The sequence below is a fragment of the Marinomonas foliarum genome (assembly GCF_016906065.1).
Classification (GTDB): domain Bacteria; phylum Pseudomonadota; class Gammaproteobacteria; order Pseudomonadales; family Marinomonadaceae; genus Marinomonas; species Marinomonas foliarum.
Genome location: NZ_CP070273.1, coordinates 915,116 through 932,500, shown reverse-complemented (window position 1 = coordinate 932,500; position 17,385 = coordinate 915,116). Strand labels below are relative to the sequence as shown.

Sequence of the window (17,385 nt, the reverse complement as noted above, 5' to 3'; positions counted from 1 at the left end):
GGAGATATCTTCTCCGATTAACCAAATACGATCTAGTTAGTAATGGGGCTATAGCTCAGCTGGGAGAGCGCCTGCTTTGCACGCAGGAGGTCTGCGGTTCGATCCCGCATAGCTCCACCATTTACTGATGATGATCACTCTGTGTAAAAGATTAGAAGAGAGTTCTAAGCAAGACGCTAAACATCTTTCACATTCGTGTGTTGGGTGATTTTTAGTCTCTGACTTAGTGCTTTGCACTAAACTTGCTCTTTAACAATTCGAATTTTGAAATAACGATGAATCAAGCGTTAAACCGGTGGAAGTTCACTTTAACCTAGTGACTTCTATTATCGTAAATCCAAAGAGACACAAAAGCTCTTTGGTATGTGGTCTGATTTATGTTTCTACTTTTCCTTTTGGAATCGTAAAAAACTATTTTGGGTTATATGGTCAAGTGACCAAGCGTGCACGGTGGATGCCTTGGCAGTCAGAGGCGATGAAGGACGTGGTAATCTGCGAAAAGGTTCGGGGAGTCGATAAACAGACTTTGATCCGAACATGTCCGAATGGGGAAACCCACTCTACTTGTAGAGTATCCCACAGTGAATACATAGCTGTGTGGAGGCGAACCCGGGGAACTGAAACATCTAAGTACCCGGAGGAAAAGAAATCAACCGAGATTCCCTAAGTAGCGGCGAGCGAAAGGGGATTAGCCCTTAAGTGGTTTTGGTGTTAGTAGAAGGCTCTGGAAAGTGCCGCGATAGAGGGTGATAGCCCCGTATACGAAAACACCTTAATCATGAAAACGAGTAGGACGGGACACGTGTTATCCTGTCTGAATATGGGGGGACCATCCTCCAAGGCTAAATACTCCTGACTGACCGATAGTGAACCAGTACCGTGAGGGAAAGGCGAAAAGAACCCCTGTGAGGGGAGTGAAATAGATCCTGAAACCGTGTACGTACAAGCAGTGGGAGCGGACTTGTTCCGTGACTGCGTACCTTTTGTATAATGGGTCAACGACTTATTTTCAGTAGCAAGGTTAAGCACATAGTGGAGCCGTAGGGAAACCGAGTCTTAATAGGGCGTTTAGTTGCTGGGAATAGACCCGAAACCGGGCGATCTATCCATGAGCAGGTTGAAGGTTGAGTAACATCAACTGGAGGACCGAACCCACATCCGTTGAAAAGGCTGGGGATGACTTGTGGATAGGAGTGAAAGGCTAATCAAGCTCGGAGATAGCTGGTTCTCCTCGAAAGCTATTTAGGTAGCGCCTCGTATCTCACCATTGGGGGTAGAGCACTGTTTGGGCTAGGGGGTCATCCCGACTTACCAACCCCATGCAAACTCCGAATACCAATGAGTGCAATTACGGGAGACACACGGCGGGTGCTAACGTCCGTCGTGGAAAGGGAAACAACCCAGACCGTCAGCTAAGGTCCCAAAGTTACAGTTAAGTGGGAAACGATGTGGGAAGGCTTAGACAGCTAGGAGGTTGGCTTAGAAGCAGCCATCCTTTAAAGAAAGCGTAATAGCTCACTAGTCGAGTCGGCCTGCGCGGAAGATATAACGGGGCTCAAACTGTACACCGAAGCTACGGATGCTTAGTTTACTAGGCATGGTAGAGGAGCGTTCTGTAAGCCGTTGAAGGTCAAGCTGTAAGGCAGGCTGGAGGTATCAGAAGTGCGAATGTTGACATGAGTAACGATAAGGGGAGTGAAAAACTCCCCCGCCGGAAGACCAAGGTTTCCTGTCCCATGTTAATCAGGGCAGGGTGAGTCGGCCCCTAAGGCGAGGCAGAAATGCGTAGTCGATGGGAAACAGGTTAATATTCCTGTACTCGTACATATTGCGATGGAGAGACGGAGAAGGCTAGGCCAGCACAGCGATGGTTGTCTGTGTTTAAGGCGGTAGGTTTGGGACTTAGGCAAATCCGGGTCCCTTTAAGACCGAGAACTGACGACGAGCCCTCTTTTGGGCGAAGTGGTTGATGCCATGCTTCCAGGAAAAACTTCTAAGCTTCAGATATGATCGAACCGTACCCCAAACCGACACAGGTGGTCAGGTAGAGAATACCAAGGCGCTTGAGAGAACTCGGGTGAAGGAACTAGGCAAAATGGTACCGTAACTTCGGGAGAAGGTACGCCGGCCGGTGTGAAGGACTTGCTCCGTAAGCACTAGTCGGTCGAAGATACCAGGTGGCTGCGACTGTTTATTAAAAACACAGCACTCTGCAAACACGAAAGTGGACGTATAGGGTGTGACGCCTGCCCGGTGCTTGAAGGTTAATTGATGGGGTTAGCGCAAGCGAAGCTCTTGATCGAAGCCCAAGTAAACGGCGGCCGTAACTATAACGGTCCTAAGGTAGCGAAATTCCTTGTCGGGTAAGTTCCGACCTGCACGAATGGCGTAACGATGGCCACACTGTCTCCACCCGAGACTCAGTGAAATTGAAATCGCAGTGAAGATGCTGTGTATCCGCGGCTAGACGGAAAGACCCCGTGAACCTTTACTATAGCTTCACAGTGAACTTTGAACCTACTTGTGTAGGATAGGTGGGAGGCTTTGAAGTGCAGACGCCAGTTTGCATGGAGCCACTCTTGAAATACCACCCTGGTATGTTTGAGGTTCTAACTCAGGTCCCTTATCGGGATCGAGGACACTGTGTGGTGGGTAGTTTGACTGGGGCGGTCTCCTCCCAAAGAGTAACGGAGGAGCACGAAGGTGTGCTCAGCATGGTCGGAAATCATGCATAGAGTGTAAAGGCAAAAGCACGCTTAACTGCGAGACAGACACGTCGAGCAGGTACGAAAGTAGGTCTTAGTGATCCGGTGGTTCTGTATGGAAGGGCCATCGCTCAACGGATAAAAGGTACTCCGGGGATAACAGGCTGATACCGCCCAAGAGTTCACATCGACGGCGGTGTTTGGCACCTCGATGTCGGCTCATCACATCCTGGGGCTGAAGCCGGTCCCAAGGGTATGGCTGTTCGCCATTTAAAGTGGTACGCGAGCTGGGTTTAGAACGTCGTGAGACAGTTCGGTCCCTATCTGCCGTGGACGTTTGAGATTTGAGAGGAGCTGCTCCTAGTACGAGAGGACCGGAGTGGACGAACCTCTGGTGTTCCGGTTGTCACGCCAGTGGCATTGCCGGGTAGCTATGTTCGGACGGGATAACCGCTGAAAGCATCTAAGCGGGAAGCCTCCCTTAAGATAAGATCTCACTGGGACATAAGTCCCCTAAAGAGCCGTTCGAGACTAGGACGTTGATAGGTTGGGTGTGTAAGTGCTGTGAGGCATTGAGCTAACCAATACTAATTGCTCGTGAGGCTTGACCATATAACACCAAAGTGGTTTTGGATGAGAAAAGTGAAAGCTCAATCTCATCAAAATGACAAAGACACAGATACGATAAAGCATCAGCAATGATGAGCATCGGTTTAATACTTGATCCACGTTATTTCAAAACAGAATTGTTAAAGATCCAAGCACGTATTCGCGTGTTTTGAGACAAGTCGAAAGACAATGCAATCAACGCATAGCTCAAAACAATACGCAAAACGAATTGCTTGACGATCATAGAGGCGTTGAACCACCTGATCCCATCCCGAACTCAGAAGTGAAAAGCGCCATCGCCGATGGTAGTGTGGGAGATCCCATGTGAGAGTAGGTCGTCGTCAAGCTTTATATTAAGAGAAACCCCGTCCTGCGTAGCAGGTCGGGGTTTTTTCGTTTAAGGACATCAAAACACTCTCTCCCACTAGTGGGGCTTTTTATCAAAGATACGCATGTTATAGTAGGCTATTATCAAGCTTTATATTAACAAGGCCCTGATAGCTATGCTGTCAGGGCTTTTTTTCGTCTAGGCTAAATGAGTTAGACAAAGTCGAAATTAAAAAGAAACTACGTTGTGTTATCTAAGTTTGTGCTACCTTGCATTTATAAGTTAATAAGGTTCTTAGCCTCTTTTTTTAACCAGCTCCTTAAAGACCTTATTGCTTCTTCATCTTTTCTGCTTTCTTTGTAAGCTATATAAAAATTGTCCCCCGTTTTAAATGCACTGCAGGGTAATTTGATTAGTGTAGTTTCATCGGCTCTTTCACTCATCATGTAGTCATTCACGAGTGCAATCCCTAGAGAGTGTTTTGCAGCCTCGTAAGCCAACATGAGATGGCTGAATCGATGAAATTGAATGTGCTCTGGAAGTGCGAGAGTTAAATTCGCAAACCAGCGTTTCCAATCTTCTGTATGGCGATCGTAGATGCTATATGACGTAATAAGTGGGAATTGGGCCAAAGAGTTTGGAGTTACACTTAATTTATCCGCTAACTCTTGGTAGGTTATTGTGCTCAATTTACTTTTAATCGTCTCTAGATAGCTTTGGCTGCAAACGGGAAATAGCTCTTCTTGATAGAGAGATTCAAATAGAAAACCTCGTTTTTCTTTTTCAGTAGTGATAAAAAAATCAGCTGTTCGATCTGAAAGATCCGGCGTGCCATGGCTCATTTCAATGCTAAGCTCTAAATTTGGATGCAAGTGCTTCAGTTCTGGAAGTCTTGGTATAAGCCAATAAACAGCAAATGAACTATATACAGCCAGTCTGATGTTGGTTTTCTGTTGTCCTTTAATATGGTTCGTCGCTTCTTCAATCTGCAGCAATGAGTTGCTGATTGAGTCTAAATAATGTTTCCCTTCTTTTGTTAGCTCTAGGTTTCTTCCTTGTCTATGGAAGAGGCTTTCTCCTAAGTAATTTTCTAGAATCCTTATCTGATGAGAAACTGCGCTTTGGCTTACATTGAGCTCGCTGGCGGCCTGAGAAAAGCTGTTTAATCTAGCGACGGCTTCGAAGACAGGAAGAGATTTTAGAGGTGGAAGCATGGTTTATTATCCAAATAACTAATACTAGTCGAAAATATATCATTTTATCTAATGTGTTGTACTGATTAAGCTGGTGCGAATAATCCGTGCTCTTAAGGAGATAAATTTTGTCTGGTCGTACAGTAAGTAGTGCTATTTTAATTCTTGTCCTAGGAAGCTTTTTTGCAACTTTGTGTGATGTCTTTATTAAGATGGCAGACGTTGATGTGACGATTTTTCAATTTACGTTTTTTCGTGCTGTTTTTATGTGCCTTTTTCTTTTTCCTATCGCAGTGCACAAGTATTTAAGTTCAGATAAATCAACCGCAACCTTGGGTTTAAAGCTGCACTTTATTCGAGGAAATATGTGGGTGTTGGCTGGGGTTTTGCTTACTATTTCGTTGGCGGAATTACCATTAGCGACAGCCAATGCAGTATTTTATACAGCGCCTATATTCATTATGCTGTTTGGTGCTTTTTTCTACAAAGAACGACTAAGTATAGATGTGCTACTTGCCGCTATTTTAGGCTTTATTGGAATTCTAGTGATTTTAAGGCCGACTGAAATTACCTTTTCAATGATAAGTGCGATCCTTTTCGCCATTGTTTTAGCAGTAAATAGTTTATTGATTAAGAAACTGCCCCAAGAGCAAAGCATGCTATATGGTTTGTTTGTGACGCAAATGTTTGCTTTGCCAATGGTGAGTATCTTGGCTTTTTGGGAGGGTGAAGTGTTTGATCTTGGGAATATAATGTTTGCTGCTTTGTCTTCGGTTTGTTCGATTTTATACAGCGTGTCCTGTCTGATTGGGTATCGGTATGTGGAATCGAGTAAAGTGACAAGTGCCGAGTACTCAGGGTTAATTTTCGCTTTTTTACTTGGTTGGTGGATCTTTGGTGAAACTCCAGATTTAGGAGTATTTATCGGTTCATTGTTCGTTATTTTGCCATTGCTATATTTAAGTCACCGAGATATTAGGCGATTACGTAAAGAGCAATTATTATCGAATACTCGGTCTAATTTAGGTGCTGGTTGAGCAGAGGTTTTTAATCATTTGCTCAACCATATCTGACAAATCTTCCTTGTCTAGGTAGATTCCATCTATAAACAGACGGGCTAGTCCGTGAAGGCTAGCCCAAGTTGTTTGTCCTATTCTGAGTGGCGTGTTGTTATTGGGAAGAATATTTTTCTCTTGTAACTCTTCCACCCAATCGATCCAAGCTTTAAAGGTTTGTTTTGATGCAGTTTTGAGTGAGTCGCTTGGGTTGCCTGCTTTCCACAATGTTCTGCCATACATAAGATCGTAGGTTTCGCTATATTGGAGTGCGTACTCTAAATATGCATGAACGTATTTTTTGAAGGTTTCAGTGGCTTGCTGTTTTTCGGATTTTAAAGAGTTAAGTATTCTTTCCTGCTCATGAAAACCTTGCTCTGCCAGTGCACAAAGTAGTGCGTTTTTATCTTTGAAATGATGATATGGCGCTGTTCTTGAAACACCAACGGTGTCTGCAAGTTTACGCATACTAAGACTCTCAACGCCTTGCTCTTTGATAATAATAGCGGCGGAATCAAGTAATGATTTAGTGAGATCACCGTGGTGATATTGTGTTTTTAATGTCGACATGGGCTGATTAAATACTTCTATCTTGACAATGTCAAAATGAAAACCTATCTTGACAGTGTCTAAATTGCTTGTGGGCAGCAGCAATCTAAAAAACAATAAACAAAGCGAGTCATGATTATGAGCCATTCAACTTATCCAAATTTATTTGAACCACTAGATCTAGGCTTTACTCAGTTAAAGAATCGAGTGCTGATGGGGTCTATGCATTTAGGCCTAGAGGAAATAAAAGGCGGAATTGAGCGAATGGCTGTTTTCTATGCAGAACGTGCTCGTGGTGGAGTTGGCCTGATTGTGACTGGCGGCATTGCGCCAAACTCTGAAGGCGCTGTTTACGCCGGTGCTGCAAAAATGGCGTCTGAAGAGGATGTTGAAAAGCATCGTATCATTACTGATGCCGTTCATGCCGAAGGTGGCAAGATATGCATGCAGATCTTACATACGGGTCGTTATGGATACAATCCTAAATTGGTTGCGCCGTCAGCGTTACAAGCGCCGATTAATCCTTTTAAGCCTGAGGCATTAACGCCAGAAGGTATTGAAAAGCAAATAGCTGATTTTATAAATGCGGCTGTTTTAGCTAAGAAAGCGGGCTATGACGGCGTTGAGGTGATGGGCTCAGAAGGTTATTTACTTAATCAATTTATTGCCGCTCGAACCAACCAACGTGGGGATGAGTGGGGCGGAGAATACGAGCATCGAATTAAGTTACCGACAGACATCGTAAGACGAATCAGAGCCGCCGTAGGCAGAGATTTTATTATTATCTACCGGTTGTCTATGTTGGACCTTGTCGAAGGAGGTAGTGACCTTGAAGAAGTGGTGAAACTTGGCCTTGCTATCGAAAAAGCAGGCGCAAGTATCATTAGTACAGGGATTGGTTGGCATGAAGCGAGAGTGCCGACGATTGCTACAAAAGTGCCACGAGCGGCCTTTACTTGGGTAACGGCAGAACTCCGTAAATCCTTGACTGTTCCTTTGGTCACTTCTAACCGAATTAATACGCCTGACGTGGCAGAGCAAGTGCTGGCTCGTGGTGATGCGGATATTGTCTCTATGGCGAGACCTTTCCTTGCCGATCCTGAATTTGTGGTAAAAGCAGAGCAAAATCGTGCAAACGAAATTAATACCTGTATTGCTTGTAACCAAGCCTGTTTAGATCATGTATTTGATCAAAAAATGACGTCTTGCTTGGTTAACCCAAGAGCGTGTCATGAGACAGAAATTGTTATTACACCAGTTGACACTCCTAAGCGTATTGCTGTGGTAGGAGCTGGTCCTGCTGGTTTAGCTTTTGCAACAACGTCAGCAAAGCGCGGTCATATTGTTACTTTATACGATGCAAGTAATGAAGTTGGTGGGCAATTTAATATTGCCAAACGAATCCCTGGTAAAGGTGAGTTCTATGAAACTTTGCGGTATTTTGCTCGTCAGGTTGAACTAACAGGCGTTAATCTTCAGCTGAATACCCGAGTGGACGGTGAACTTCTAAAAAAAGAGAGTTTTGATGAAGTGGTACTGGCAACGGGAATCTTGCCTAGAACACCTGAAATTGAAGGGGTAGAGCATCAAAAAGTACTGAGTTATTTAGATGTAATGAATGGCAAACCGGTTGGTAAGCGCGTGGCTGTTATTGGTGCAGGTGGCATTGGTTTCGATATCAGTGAGTATTTAATTCATTCAACAGCTCATAAAGAGCAAAAAATTTCCGACTTTATGTCTCAATGGGGCGTTGATATGAGTTTTTCTGCTCGTGGTGGCGTGGAAGGTGTTAAGCCTGTGTTTGCAAAATCAGAGCGAGAGATCTTTTTATTGCAACGTAAGAAAAGCAAGGTAGGTGCTAATTTAGGTAAGACAACAGGTTGGATTCATCGTACCGAATTGTCAAAAAAAGGCGTCGTCTTTTTGTCAGACTGTGATTATCAGCGTATTGATGATGAAGGGCTACATTTAACGGTAAATGGCGAAGCTCGTTGTCTTGATGTCGATACGATTGTTGTATGCGCGGGACAAGAGCCAAATCGATTGTTAGAAGCTGAAATTGGCCACTCTGTACATTTTATCGGCGGGGCTGATGTGGCTTCTGAGTTGGACGCTAAGCGAGCTATTAAGCAAGGAACCCTGCTGGCTTGTTCTTTATAGTAATGTGAAAATATTCAGAGAGTGATGGTTAAGAATATGGATCTGTCACTCTCTTCATCAAATATTATTACTGATATCTTGAGCTTTCTGTTAGCCGCCCCTGTAAGCCTTGTGTAAATATCTTTATCTTGTTGATTAATACTGTAACGTATCGAGTATAAGTTGCGTGATAAAGCTTGTCATTAATGTAGATAATCACGCTTTCAGTAAATTAGCTGAGTTGGAGTTTATGCCAGTTTTTGGAGCGCTGATCGAATGGGTTAGCTTCTATTGGGTAACCATTATCGTTGTTTTGCATATCGGGTTGTCTGTTATGACATCTCTACATGTATTGTTGTACAAAGAAAATGACCGGACTTCGCTTGCTTGGATCGGATTGGTTGTTTTCTCCCCTGTATTAGGCAGCTTGTTTTACTGGTTGTTTGGCATAAATCGTATTAAACGCTTGGCTCAAAGAGAGCATCCTCAAAAAATAAAGCAAGACTTTCGTTATGAAGAGGATTGTATTGATTTTCATGGACAGCCTAAGCATTGGCATTCGTCGATCATTGCTGGGTACACGATTCATCCAGTGAACTATGTTGATGCTAATAGTATAGAGTTGTTGGTTAATGGCGATAACGCTTACCCTGCAATGATTGAGTCTATTCGAGGCGCAAAACATCATATTGTGCTATCAAGTTATATATTTGATTACGATTCATTAGGACAGAAGTTTGTTACTGCACTGGCGCAAGCGAAAGACCGAGGTGTGGTTGTGTATGTATTGTTAGATGGAATAGGGGTGGGCTATAGCTGGCGAAAATCTGATAGAGCATTAAAGAAACGAGGTGTCAGAACAGCTCAGTTTTTGCCTGCTATTTCCTTGACTGGTATTCGCTTTATTAATCTAAGAAACCATAGAAAAATACTTTGCGTAGATGGCCAAGAAGCTTATATCGGCGGTATGAATATCAGTAAAGGGAACTTAGTTAAATCGGCTAAGCACCCAATTGATGATGTTCACTTTAAAGTGGCTGGTCCAGTAATAGATCAGATTAGTCAGGTCTTTATCGAGGATTGGTTTTTCGCAACGGGCGAGTTAATTAAATTCCCTTCTTATAATGCAGGTATCACTGAGCCAAAGAAGGCATCTGTTGTATCTCGAGTGATTCAAGATGGGCCTGATGAACATCACAATAGAATACGCTGGACACTAATTAACGCCCTTGTTTGTGCGCAAAAGAGTGTTAGGATCATTACTCCATATTTTATTCCTGACCAAACGTTAATGACGTCTCTTCATGCTGCGGCTTTGCGTGGTGTTTCTGTTGAAATTATTGTGCCCGAGCGAAGCAATATTCTTTTTGTGGATTGGGTGATGGAAGCTAACTATCTAAGAATTATCGAACATGGTATAGAAATTTATAAAAACAAACGACCTTTTGATCACAGTAAAATCGTGCTTATAGATGATGTATGGTCGTTTATAGGTTCTACGAATTGGGATGCGAGGAGCTTGGAATTTAATTTCGAAATTAACCTCGAATGCTTTGATGGCGATCTTAACTCTCAGCTTACAGCATTGTATGAATCTAAAAAGCTTAATTCTGAGCAAGTTTTAGAAGCAGATATGGCAAACCTGGCTATGTACAAGAAGATTCGTAATAACTTGTTTCGATTATTTTCGCCCTATTTGTAAGGCCATTTATTATGATGAAAAAACGTTTTAGCGCTGTTGAGTCATTAAAGGTCATGGGGAGTGCATCGAAACAGGTAATAGGACCAGATATTAACGTCCTGTTGTGGAACGTATTCAAATGCAAAAGAAAGGGCTGGCAAGGTGATTTCATTTCTCTTATTGAAGGTAAAGACTTAATTTTGCTTCAAGAGGCTATTTTGAACTCGCCCTTTGATAGTCTTTTTCATCATTCTTCACAACATCAATGGATTATGGCCAGTAGTTTTAAAAGCATAAAATCCAATGTTGAAACGGGTGTTAAAACAGGATCAAGAGCTGAAGCAAGCAGACACTTTTTTTCGGTCTCTGAACATAGTGAGCCTATTTCTAACACAAAAAAAATGGTGTTGGCGACCGAGTATCCGTTAGCGAGTGTGTCTGATTCTTTACTTGAGTCCTCTTTGCTGGTCATTAATACTCACATGATCAACTTTGTCTCTTTCGAGAAATTTAGGGCGCATTTGAACCAAGCTTTCCAAGCATTTGATCATCATCATGGACCTATATTATTGGCTGGCGACTTTAATACCTGGAATGGTAAACGAATGGCGTATTTTGATGCGATGGCTAGGTCCAGTCTATTAAAAGAAGTACCGATTACGCGTCAGCCCAAGTTGGGGCACTTACTACGTCATCTTGATCATATCTATTGTCGCGGCCTGGATGTGGTTGATGTGAATGTGCATACAGATGTTTACTCGTCCGACCACTATCCGATTAGTTTGTCGCTTCGCCTTACTGAGTAATGGTTTGCCTTGTGGCTTACGATTTTAGAGTTTTAGCCTTTTCTAATAGCTTAGTTAAGGTTTGCAGCCGACTAGAGACTTCTTTTTTATCCAAATCGACGAGTTGTTGCTGCTCTAGTCCGTGTTCGAGCATGAGCTTCTGGTGGTATACGAAAGACCAATGTGTTGAATGGTTCGCTTGTTCTGCAATACGGGTAACCCCTTCCAATTGACGTAATTGCACTGCCAAGCATGATTGAGAGTATTGGCGGATTTGGTTGAAGGCAATATTGGCCAAGTTTTCGAAAGATGTCGTCTTGTAAGTCACTCTCTCTATGTCATTATCATCATAGGTAGCGCCTTCGGGGAAGCTTTTTTGAGTTAAATCACAAACCGCAGCGGTGAGTTTATCAATACAGGCTATGGCTGAATATGGGTCGTTGATACCAGGAGAAAGGGCTCTTAAAGCAATTTCAACCAATTGATGAACCGCAAATTCAGGGTCTTGTATTGGTGTTCGTTTTGGCCCTAGAGTAAAGCACTCGTGCAATGTTTGTTTGTCTTCTTCCGAAAACCTTTCAATGTTACTTGTCATCACAACCATTCGGTTTACGATAAAGTCTCCTGGGTTCACCAAAATATCTAGATGTCCATCTAGCTTACTTATTACATTTGTTATGTCTGCGTAGTTGATAGCCTGAATATAGCCACAAGATTTGCTCTGGAATTGAAATTGCTCATGTTTTTTGTCAGCTTGTTTTGTCGTCTGAACTTGTTTTTTATCCGTTGAAGAGTCTGCTTCTTCCTCTTTTTGTTGTTTAAAAATTTGTTCGATACTAGATTGTAGCTCGCTGTAAACATTGTCGATGACGCTGTCAGATTGCAAATTGAGGGAAACATGGTGGATGAAATAAATGAGCAGAAGAATACCAAACAGTGTCATTGCTATCGCACCAGCAATAGTGAGCCCTGGTAGGAAAGCGCCATCAGCAAAGTCATCAGTCATACGAACCAATACTAGACAATAAACAAATAGAGAGATAAACACGCCAAGCACGATTTGAGTGCTTGAGTCTTCCATAAAGTTACGAATTAACCTTGGTCCAAATTGCGATGAGGCGTTAGTAAGCGCTACGATGGTAATAGAAAATGTGATACTGACTACAGTCATTACACTGCTCGCGACGGTAGTAAGAAGATCTCGGGTGATATCCGCGTTGGCGTGGTATAAAGAATTCAGCCAAGGTAATGAATCTAGGCCTGCGTACAAGTCAATGAGCAGCAAAGATATACAGCCCAAAATGGTCAGGGATAAAATAAGACAGGGGGTAAACCAAAAGCTGGTTTTAATCGCATCGTACGCTTTTAAAATGCTCGTATTTTTGATTGTTGATAATGGCAATTGATTTATCCCTGTTTATTAAGTGGCTTTGTTGGCTACTGACTTTTCTCATTTGGTTCGCCAGTTTTAAGTATCTTGAGCAGGTCTTCTCTTTCAATGCTGCCTTTTAGGGCTAGGTCTAGCTGGTATTGATATTCGTTATTCCAATCTGTGGTCCTTGGGCTCAACGCGGAAAGGTCTTTCATAGCAGACTTCATGACTTTTAGGTAGGCCTGAATGTTGCGTTCTTGGTCGATCAAAATGTTTTTCAAGGCTGTCGAACTGCTGTGTCTCAGGTAGAGTTTTAGTACTTCGCTTTGTTCTTCTATGGTTTTTATTTTGGAGCTTTGCTGGGCAAGTGTTCGTTCCATGGTGGCGATTAGATTACCCTGCTCAGTTATTGTGTCTGCAGCTTTTGCGTTTTCTGGTGATGGTTTAAGCATAATGTAAGCCACACCTGACGACGCTAAAACACTAAAAATAAAGCATAAGAAAAAAGCAGTAATTAGCATGACTGGCTTTTTCTTGGGAGTCTCTACTACGGTGCTATCGACCTGAGTTTTAGGTGGCATCTTATTCTCCTCTGTTTGCTTTAGTGCTGTTCTTCAAGGTTTGAAATACTACTTTGAGTCATCTAATCATCATTATGCTTATTGGCTTTCGCCGCAATCTTCTATTTGTATTTCTTCGTAACAGTGTCTGATTATAACCAGCATATCCTTGATATCCCTATTCGGCAGTTTAGTTTTTCCTTTAGTGCACGTAAAATACGCGCTTATTATTTTATAAGAGTAATAACCTACCAAAATAGTCAGGTAAATACTTGATCAAAACAGTAGGTTTTGTGTACTATTTGTTCTCACAGAATAATCTAAATTGGATGGCTTATGCGTCTGACAACAAAAGGTCGTTATGCGGTAACCGCCATGCTTGATTTGGCATTACACTCAGATAAAGGGCCTGTGTCCTTGTCTGATATTTCAAGCCGACAAGGGATATCGTTATCTTATCTTGAGCAATTGTTCTCCAAGCTCCGTAAGCGGTCACTAGTAAATAGTGTCAGGGGGCCTGGTGGAGGATATCGTTTGAGTCGTTCAAATAATGATATTTTTGTTGCGCAAATAGTGGATGCGGTAAATGAATCGGTTGACGCAACAGGTTGTAAGGGGCGAAGTGATTGCCAGAGTGGCAACACTTGTCTGACACATCATTTATGGTGTGATTTAAGCGATCAAATACATGATTTTTTAAATCAAATTAGCCTAGATCAATTGGTGCGCCGAAATGATGTCCGCCAAGTCGCAGAGCGGCAAGAACTTGAAAGCCGACAGCGTAGTTTTGAAAATGACAAAATTAGCGCGGCGATTGTTGATTAAATAGAGAATAAATTAGTAGAGCTTGATGCACTGATTGACAGTGCGTTGGTGGCTATAATTGAGTGAGTTTTTATATGACTGAGCAGATAGATAAGGCGCTGGCACGGGAATACGAAGCGGGCTTTGTGTCTGATGTAGAATCAGAAACATTCGAGCCAGGTTTGAATGAAGATGTTATTCGTCGTATTTCAGGAATGAAAGGCGAGCCTGAATGGATGCTCGAATGGCGTCTAGGCGCATTTCGTGAATGGCTAGAAATGGAAGAGCCAGAGTGGGCGTTAGTTGATTATCCAAAAATTGATTTCCAGTCCATTTCTTACTATTCGGCACCAAAGAGTATGAAGGATAAGCCTAAATCTTTGGATGAAGTTGACCCTGAATTACTGCGTACTTATGAGAAACTTGGTATTCCTCTAATTGAGCAGCAAATGTTAGCTGGTATCGCAGTTGACGCGGTATTTGATTCTGTTTCTGTTGTGACTACATTCCGTGAAAAACTAGAAGAAGCGGGCGTTATCTTTTGCCCAATTTCTGAAGCGGTTCATAAGTATCCAGACCTTGTTAAAAAATACATCGGCAGTGTTGTTCCTAAGAAAGACAACTACTATGCAGCCTTGAACTGCGCCGTCTTTACCGATGGTTCTTTTGTTTATATTCCTAAAGGCACCCGCTGCCCAATGGAGTTGTCTACTTATTTCCGTATCAATGAGCAAAATACGGGTCAGTTCGAGCGTACTTTGATTGTTGCTGATGAAGGCAGTCACGTCAGTTATCTGGAAGGCTGCACTGCACCACAACGTGATGAAAATCAGTTGCATGCAGCGGTTGTTGAATTGGTTGCGTTGGATAATGCCGAGATTAAATACTCAACTGTGCAGAACTGGTATCCAGGCGATGAAAACGGCAAAGGTGGCATTTATAACTTTGTAACGAAACGCGGTATTTGTCATACCAACGCTAAAATTTCTTGGACGCAAGTAGAGACCGGTTCTTCTGTTACTTGGAAGTATCCAAGCTGTATTTTGAAAGGTGATAACAGTGTTGGTGAGTTTTACTCGGTTGCTTTGACGCGTGGTCGTCAGCAAGCAGACACGGGGACCAAAATGATTCATCTTGGTAAAAACACCAAGTCTACCATTATCTCCAAAGGTATTTCGGCAGGCCGAAGTAACAATAGTTACCGTGGGCTTGTTCGTATGAACCCAGGCGCTGAGGGCGCACGTAACTTCACTCAGTGTGATTCTTTGCTGATCGGAGATCAGTGTGGTGCGCATACTTTCCCTTATGTGGAAAGCCGTAATCCGTCCGCTATTGTGGAGCACGAAGCAACGACGTCTAAAGTCAGCGACGAGCAGATGTTCTTATGTCGTCAGCGTGGTCTTGATCCTGAAAAAGCCGTATCCATGATTGTGAATGGCTTCTGTAAGGAAGTATTTAAAGAATTACCAATGGAATTTGCTGTTGAAGCTGGCAAGTTACTAGAAATAAGCCTTGAAGGCTCAGTAGGTTAAGGAATTATTAAAGATGTCGAACACGAACAGTTTGTTGACGATAAAAGATTTGCACGCCAGCGTTGAAGAAAAACAAATCATCAAAGGGTTAGATCTAGATATCAAACCGGGTGAAGTACACGCGATCATGGGCCCAAATGGTGCTGGTAAAAGTACCCTAGGCTATGTTTTGTCTGGCCGTGATGGTTACAGTGTCGAAAGCGGTAGTGTGACGCTTGGTGGTGAAGATTTGCTAGAAATGGAAACAGAAGACCGCGCTCGCGCGGGTTTATTCTTGGCATTCCAATACCCAGTCGAAATTCCTGGTGTAAGCAATTTAGAGTTTTTAAAAGCATCAGTTGATGCGCAACGAGAAGCGCGTGGTGAAGACGCTATTACGTCTGCTGACTTCTTAAAAGAAGCAAAAGCGGCTTGTAAACAAGTTAACTTACCTGTGGCTTTCTTAAAGCGTGGCGTTAACGAAGGCTTCTCTGGTGGTGAGAAAAAGCGTAATGAGCTAATGCAAATGTTATTGCTTAAGCCAAAGCTTTGCATCCTAGATGAAACCGATTCAGGTTTGGATATCGATGCCTTGCAAGTAGTTGCTGAAGGTGTAAACAGCCAGCGCTCTGCTGATCGTAGTTTTATTGTTGTAACGCATTACCAGCGTCTTTTGGATTACATTAAGCCTGACTTCGTGCATGTATTGTCTGACGGTAAAATCGTTAAAAGCGGCGATGCTTCCCTTGCTCTTGAGTTAGAAGCTCAAGGCTACGCTTGGCTGCAGAAAGAGCCGACTGAAGACGAACTTGAGGGGTAAGGCATGAGTGAATGGTTAGAAAGCGCCATTACTCGAGCGCAAGGTATTCATGATTGGTTGGCGCCAAAACGTGCTCATGCGCTGGATCTTTTAGCAAAAACTAAATGGCCAACGCGTAAAACGGAAGCGTGGCGTTACACGCCGCTTCGCCCAGTAGAGCGTACACCGGCTAAAATGATTAGTGACAAGGTTGATTTATCGCCTGTCGCTATTGCGGATTTATCTGCTATTGAATTGGTGTTTGTAAACGGTCAGTTTGATCCTGCTCAATTAGCCAATACCTTGCCTGAAGGTCTGTCTATTGCCTTAGGTGGTGATTTGGAGTCAGCACAACAAGCCGATGCACTAAATACGTTTTCGACGATTAAGCCAGAACGTCATATCTTTGGTTTAGTTAACGATGCACTAGCACAAGATGTTGTCGTTGTGTCTGTTGCGGAAGGTGTTGAAATTACTCAACCTATCCGAATTAGTTCTTTGTTGAGCCCAGGCGCGGAATCTCATACACGCGTTCAGGTTTCTTTGGCAGCGGGTTCGCGATTAACCGTCATTGAAGATGTTCAAGCGCAAGGCGATAGCTTTAATACGGCGTTTGTTGAATACAATGTAGGCACTAATGCGCGTCTAGAGCATTACCGTTTTGCCCTGCAAACAGGAAGTAATGTTGCTATTGGCGGTAGTCACTTTAATTTGCATGACCATGCGAAAATGAACAGTACAATCGTTGGTTTCGGTAGTGAGTTGTCTCGTTTGGATACAGACATTATTCATGCGGGTGAGTTTGCTGATGCTAAGTTAAATGCCATGTATTTGCTGGATGGTAAAGAGTTGTTTGATCTTCATGCAACGGTTGAGCACGCTATGCCAAATGGTAAAACAGAAGAAAACGTTCGTTGTATCGTCGCGGATCGTTCTCGTGCTGTATTTAATGGCCGTATTCATATATACCGTGATGCGCAGAAAACCTTGGCAGAGTTGAATAATCGCAATTTGCTGTTATCTGATAAGGCCGAGATTAACACCAAGCCCGAGTTAGAGATTTACGCAGATGATGTGAAATGTGCCCATGGTGCTACGGTTGCTCAGATTGATAAGCAGGCCTTGTATTACTTACAGACTCGCGGTGTAAGCCGTTCAAAAGCGCAAGTAATGCTTAACTTTGGCTTTATTAATGAGTTGATTGATTTGATGCCAAACGCCGCGTTAGCAGAGTGGATTCGTCCTATTATCCGTGAGCGCTTTGCGCAAATGGAAGTAAAGTAAGCGAGAATCGA

Annotated in this window: 12 protein-coding genes, 1 tRNA gene and 2 rRNA genes; 11 read left to right on the top strand and 4 right to left on the bottom strand. The window is 43.0% G+C overall.

Going from position 1 to position 17,385, the window contains the following annotated elements; genetic code table 11:
• Positions 1-44 precede the first annotated feature (44 nt).
• The 3 genes from JSY38_RS04320 (at position 45) to rrf (ending at position 3,661) form a co-directional block, all read left to right on the top strand.
• A tRNA-Ala gene (locus JSY38_RS04320) sits at positions 45-120 on the top strand.
• A gap of 307 nt (positions 121-427) precedes the next feature.
• A 23S ribosomal RNA gene (locus tag JSY38_RS04315) occupies positions 428-3,317 on the top strand.
• A 229-nt stretch (positions 3,318-3,546) separates the two neighbouring features.
• Positions 3,547-3,661: ribosomal RNA gene (gene rrf, locus JSY38_RS04310) — 5S ribosomal RNA — on the top strand.
• A 256-nt stretch (positions 3,662-3,917) separates the two neighbouring features.
• Here the strand turns inward: rrf and JSY38_RS04305 are convergent.
• Complete coding sequence (locus JSY38_RS04305) at positions 3,918-4,856, bottom strand: LysR substrate-binding domain-containing protein (RefSeq protein ID WP_114411587.1); 939 nt, start codon at positions 4,854-4,856, stop codon at positions 3,918-3,920.
• 107 nt (positions 4,857-4,963) lie between these two features.
• Between JSY38_RS04305 and JSY38_RS04300 the strand changes: the two genes are divergently transcribed.
• Complete coding sequence (locus JSY38_RS04300) at positions 4,964-5,872, top strand: DMT family transporter (protein ID WP_205115467.1); 909 nt, start codon at positions 4,964-4,966, stop codon at positions 5,870-5,872.
• Here the strand turns inward: JSY38_RS04300 and JSY38_RS04295 are convergent.
• Positions 5,858-6,586, bottom strand: coding sequence for a TetR/AcrR family transcriptional regulator (locus tag JSY38_RS04295; protein ID WP_309477159.1), 729 nt, complete (start codon positions 6,584-6,586; stop codon positions 5,858-5,860). The genes JSY38_RS04300 and JSY38_RS04295 overlap by 15 nt on opposite strands.
• Here JSY38_RS04295 and JSY38_RS04290 point away from each other — a divergent pair.
• The 3 genes from JSY38_RS04290 to JSY38_RS04280 all read left to right on the top strand — a co-directional run bounded on the left by JSY38_RS04290 (position 6,578) and on the right by JSY38_RS04280 (position 11,065).
• On the top strand, positions 6,578-8,599 hold the full coding sequence (locus JSY38_RS04290; protein ID WP_205115465.1) for an NADPH-dependent 2,4-dienoyl-CoA reductase: 2,022 nt from the start codon (positions 6,578-6,580) through the stop codon (positions 8,597-8,599). The two genes, JSY38_RS04295 and JSY38_RS04290, sit on opposite strands and share 9 nt — an antisense overlap.
• Before the next feature lie 229 nt (positions 8,600-8,828).
• Positions 8,829-10,280, top strand: coding sequence for a phospholipase D-like domain-containing protein (locus tag JSY38_RS04285; protein WP_205115464.1), 1,452 nt, complete (start codon positions 8,829-8,831; stop codon positions 10,278-10,280).
• Between the two features lie 11 nt (positions 10,281-10,291).
• Entirely contained in the window at positions 10,292-11,065 is a 774-nt protein-coding gene (locus tag JSY38_RS04280) for an endonuclease/exonuclease/phosphatase family protein (RefSeq protein WP_205115463.1), read from the top strand.
• Between the two features lie 16 nt (positions 11,066-11,081).
• Here the strand turns inward: JSY38_RS04280 and JSY38_RS04275 are convergent, their stop codons facing one another.
• Together JSY38_RS04275 and JSY38_RS04270 are read right to left on the bottom strand one after the other, a co-directional pair.
• Positions 11,082-12,446, bottom strand: a complete 1,365-nt coding sequence (locus JSY38_RS04275; RefSeq protein ID WP_205115462.1) for a DUF2254 domain-containing protein — start codon at positions 12,444-12,446, stop codon at positions 11,082-11,084.
• Positions 12,447-12,481: 35 nt separating this feature from the next.
• Positions 12,482-12,997 carry a hypothetical protein gene (locus JSY38_RS04270; protein ID WP_205115461.1) on the bottom strand — a complete coding sequence of 172 codons (516 nt, stop codon included), beginning with the start codon at positions 12,995-12,997 and terminating at the stop codon, positions 12,482-12,484.
• 315 nt (positions 12,998-13,312) lie between these two features.
• Between JSY38_RS04270 and iscR the strand changes: the two genes are divergently transcribed.
• The 4 genes from iscR to sufD all read left to right on the top strand — a co-directional run bounded on the left by iscR (position 13,313) and on the right by sufD (position 17,374).
• The gene (iscR, locus tag JSY38_RS04265; RefSeq protein ID WP_114411592.1) at positions 13,313-13,801 is read left to right on the top strand and encodes a Fe-S cluster assembly transcriptional regulator IscR; all 489 of its coding nucleotides are present in this window, start codon (positions 13,313-13,315) and stop codon (positions 13,799-13,801) included.
• Positions 13,802-13,875: 74 nt separating this feature from the next.
• The gene (gene sufB / locus JSY38_RS04260; protein WP_114411593.1) at positions 13,876-15,312 is read left to right on the top strand and encodes a Fe-S cluster assembly protein SufB; all 1,437 of its coding nucleotides are present in this window, start codon (positions 13,876-13,878) and stop codon (positions 15,310-15,312) included.
• 13 nt (positions 15,313-15,325) lie between these two features.
• Positions 15,326-16,111, top strand: a complete 786-nt coding sequence (gene sufC, locus JSY38_RS04255) for a Fe-S cluster assembly ATPase SufC (protein ID WP_114411594.1) — start codon at positions 15,326-15,328, stop codon at positions 16,109-16,111.
• Between the two features lie 3 nt (positions 16,112-16,114).
• Positions 16,115-17,374: a Fe-S cluster assembly protein SufD gene (sufD, locus tag JSY38_RS04250; RefSeq protein WP_205115460.1), complete on the top strand. Its 1,260-nt coding sequence runs from the start codon at positions 16,115-16,117 to the stop codon at positions 17,372-17,374.
• Positions 17,375-17,385 lie beyond the last annotated feature (11 nt).

Excerpts from the sequence above, each read along its gene's own strand:
- JSY38_RS04280 (WP_205115463.1), top strand. The coding sequence starts at position 10,292 with ATGATGAAAAAACGTTTTAGCGCTGTTGAGTCATTAAAGGTCATGGGG.
- sufD (WP_205115460.1), top strand. The coding sequence starts at position 16,115 with ATGAGTGAATGGTTAGAAAGCGCCATTACTCGAGCGCAAGGTATTCAT.
- JSY38_RS04295 (WP_309477159.1), bottom strand. The coding sequence starts at position 6,586 with ATGGCTCATAATCATGACTCGCTTTGTTTATTGTTTTTTAGATTGCTG.
- JSY38_RS04305 (WP_114411587.1), bottom strand. The coding sequence starts at position 4,856 with ATGCTTCCACCTCTAAAATCTCTTCCTGTCTTCGAAGCCGTCGCTAGA.
- sufB (WP_114411593.1), top strand. The coding sequence starts at position 13,876 with ATGACTGAGCAGATAGATAAGGCGCTGGCACGGGAATACGAAGCGGGC.
- JSY38_RS04290 (WP_205115465.1), top strand. The coding sequence starts at position 6,578 with ATGAGCCATTCAACTTATCCAAATTTATTTGAACCACTAGATCTAGGC.
- sufC (WP_114411594.1), top strand. The coding sequence starts at position 15,326 with ATGTCGAACACGAACAGTTTGTTGACGATAAAAGATTTGCACGCCAGC.
- iscR (WP_114411592.1), top strand. The coding sequence starts at position 13,313 with ATGCGTCTGACAACAAAAGGTCGTTATGCGGTAACCGCCATGCTTGAT.
- JSY38_RS04285 (WP_205115464.1), top strand. The coding sequence starts at position 8,829 with ATGCCAGTTTTTGGAGCGCTGATCGAATGGGTTAGCTTCTATTGGGTA.
- JSY38_RS04270 (WP_205115461.1), bottom strand. The coding sequence starts at position 12,997 with ATGCCACCTAAAACTCAGGTCGATAGCACCGTAGTAGAGACTCCCAAG.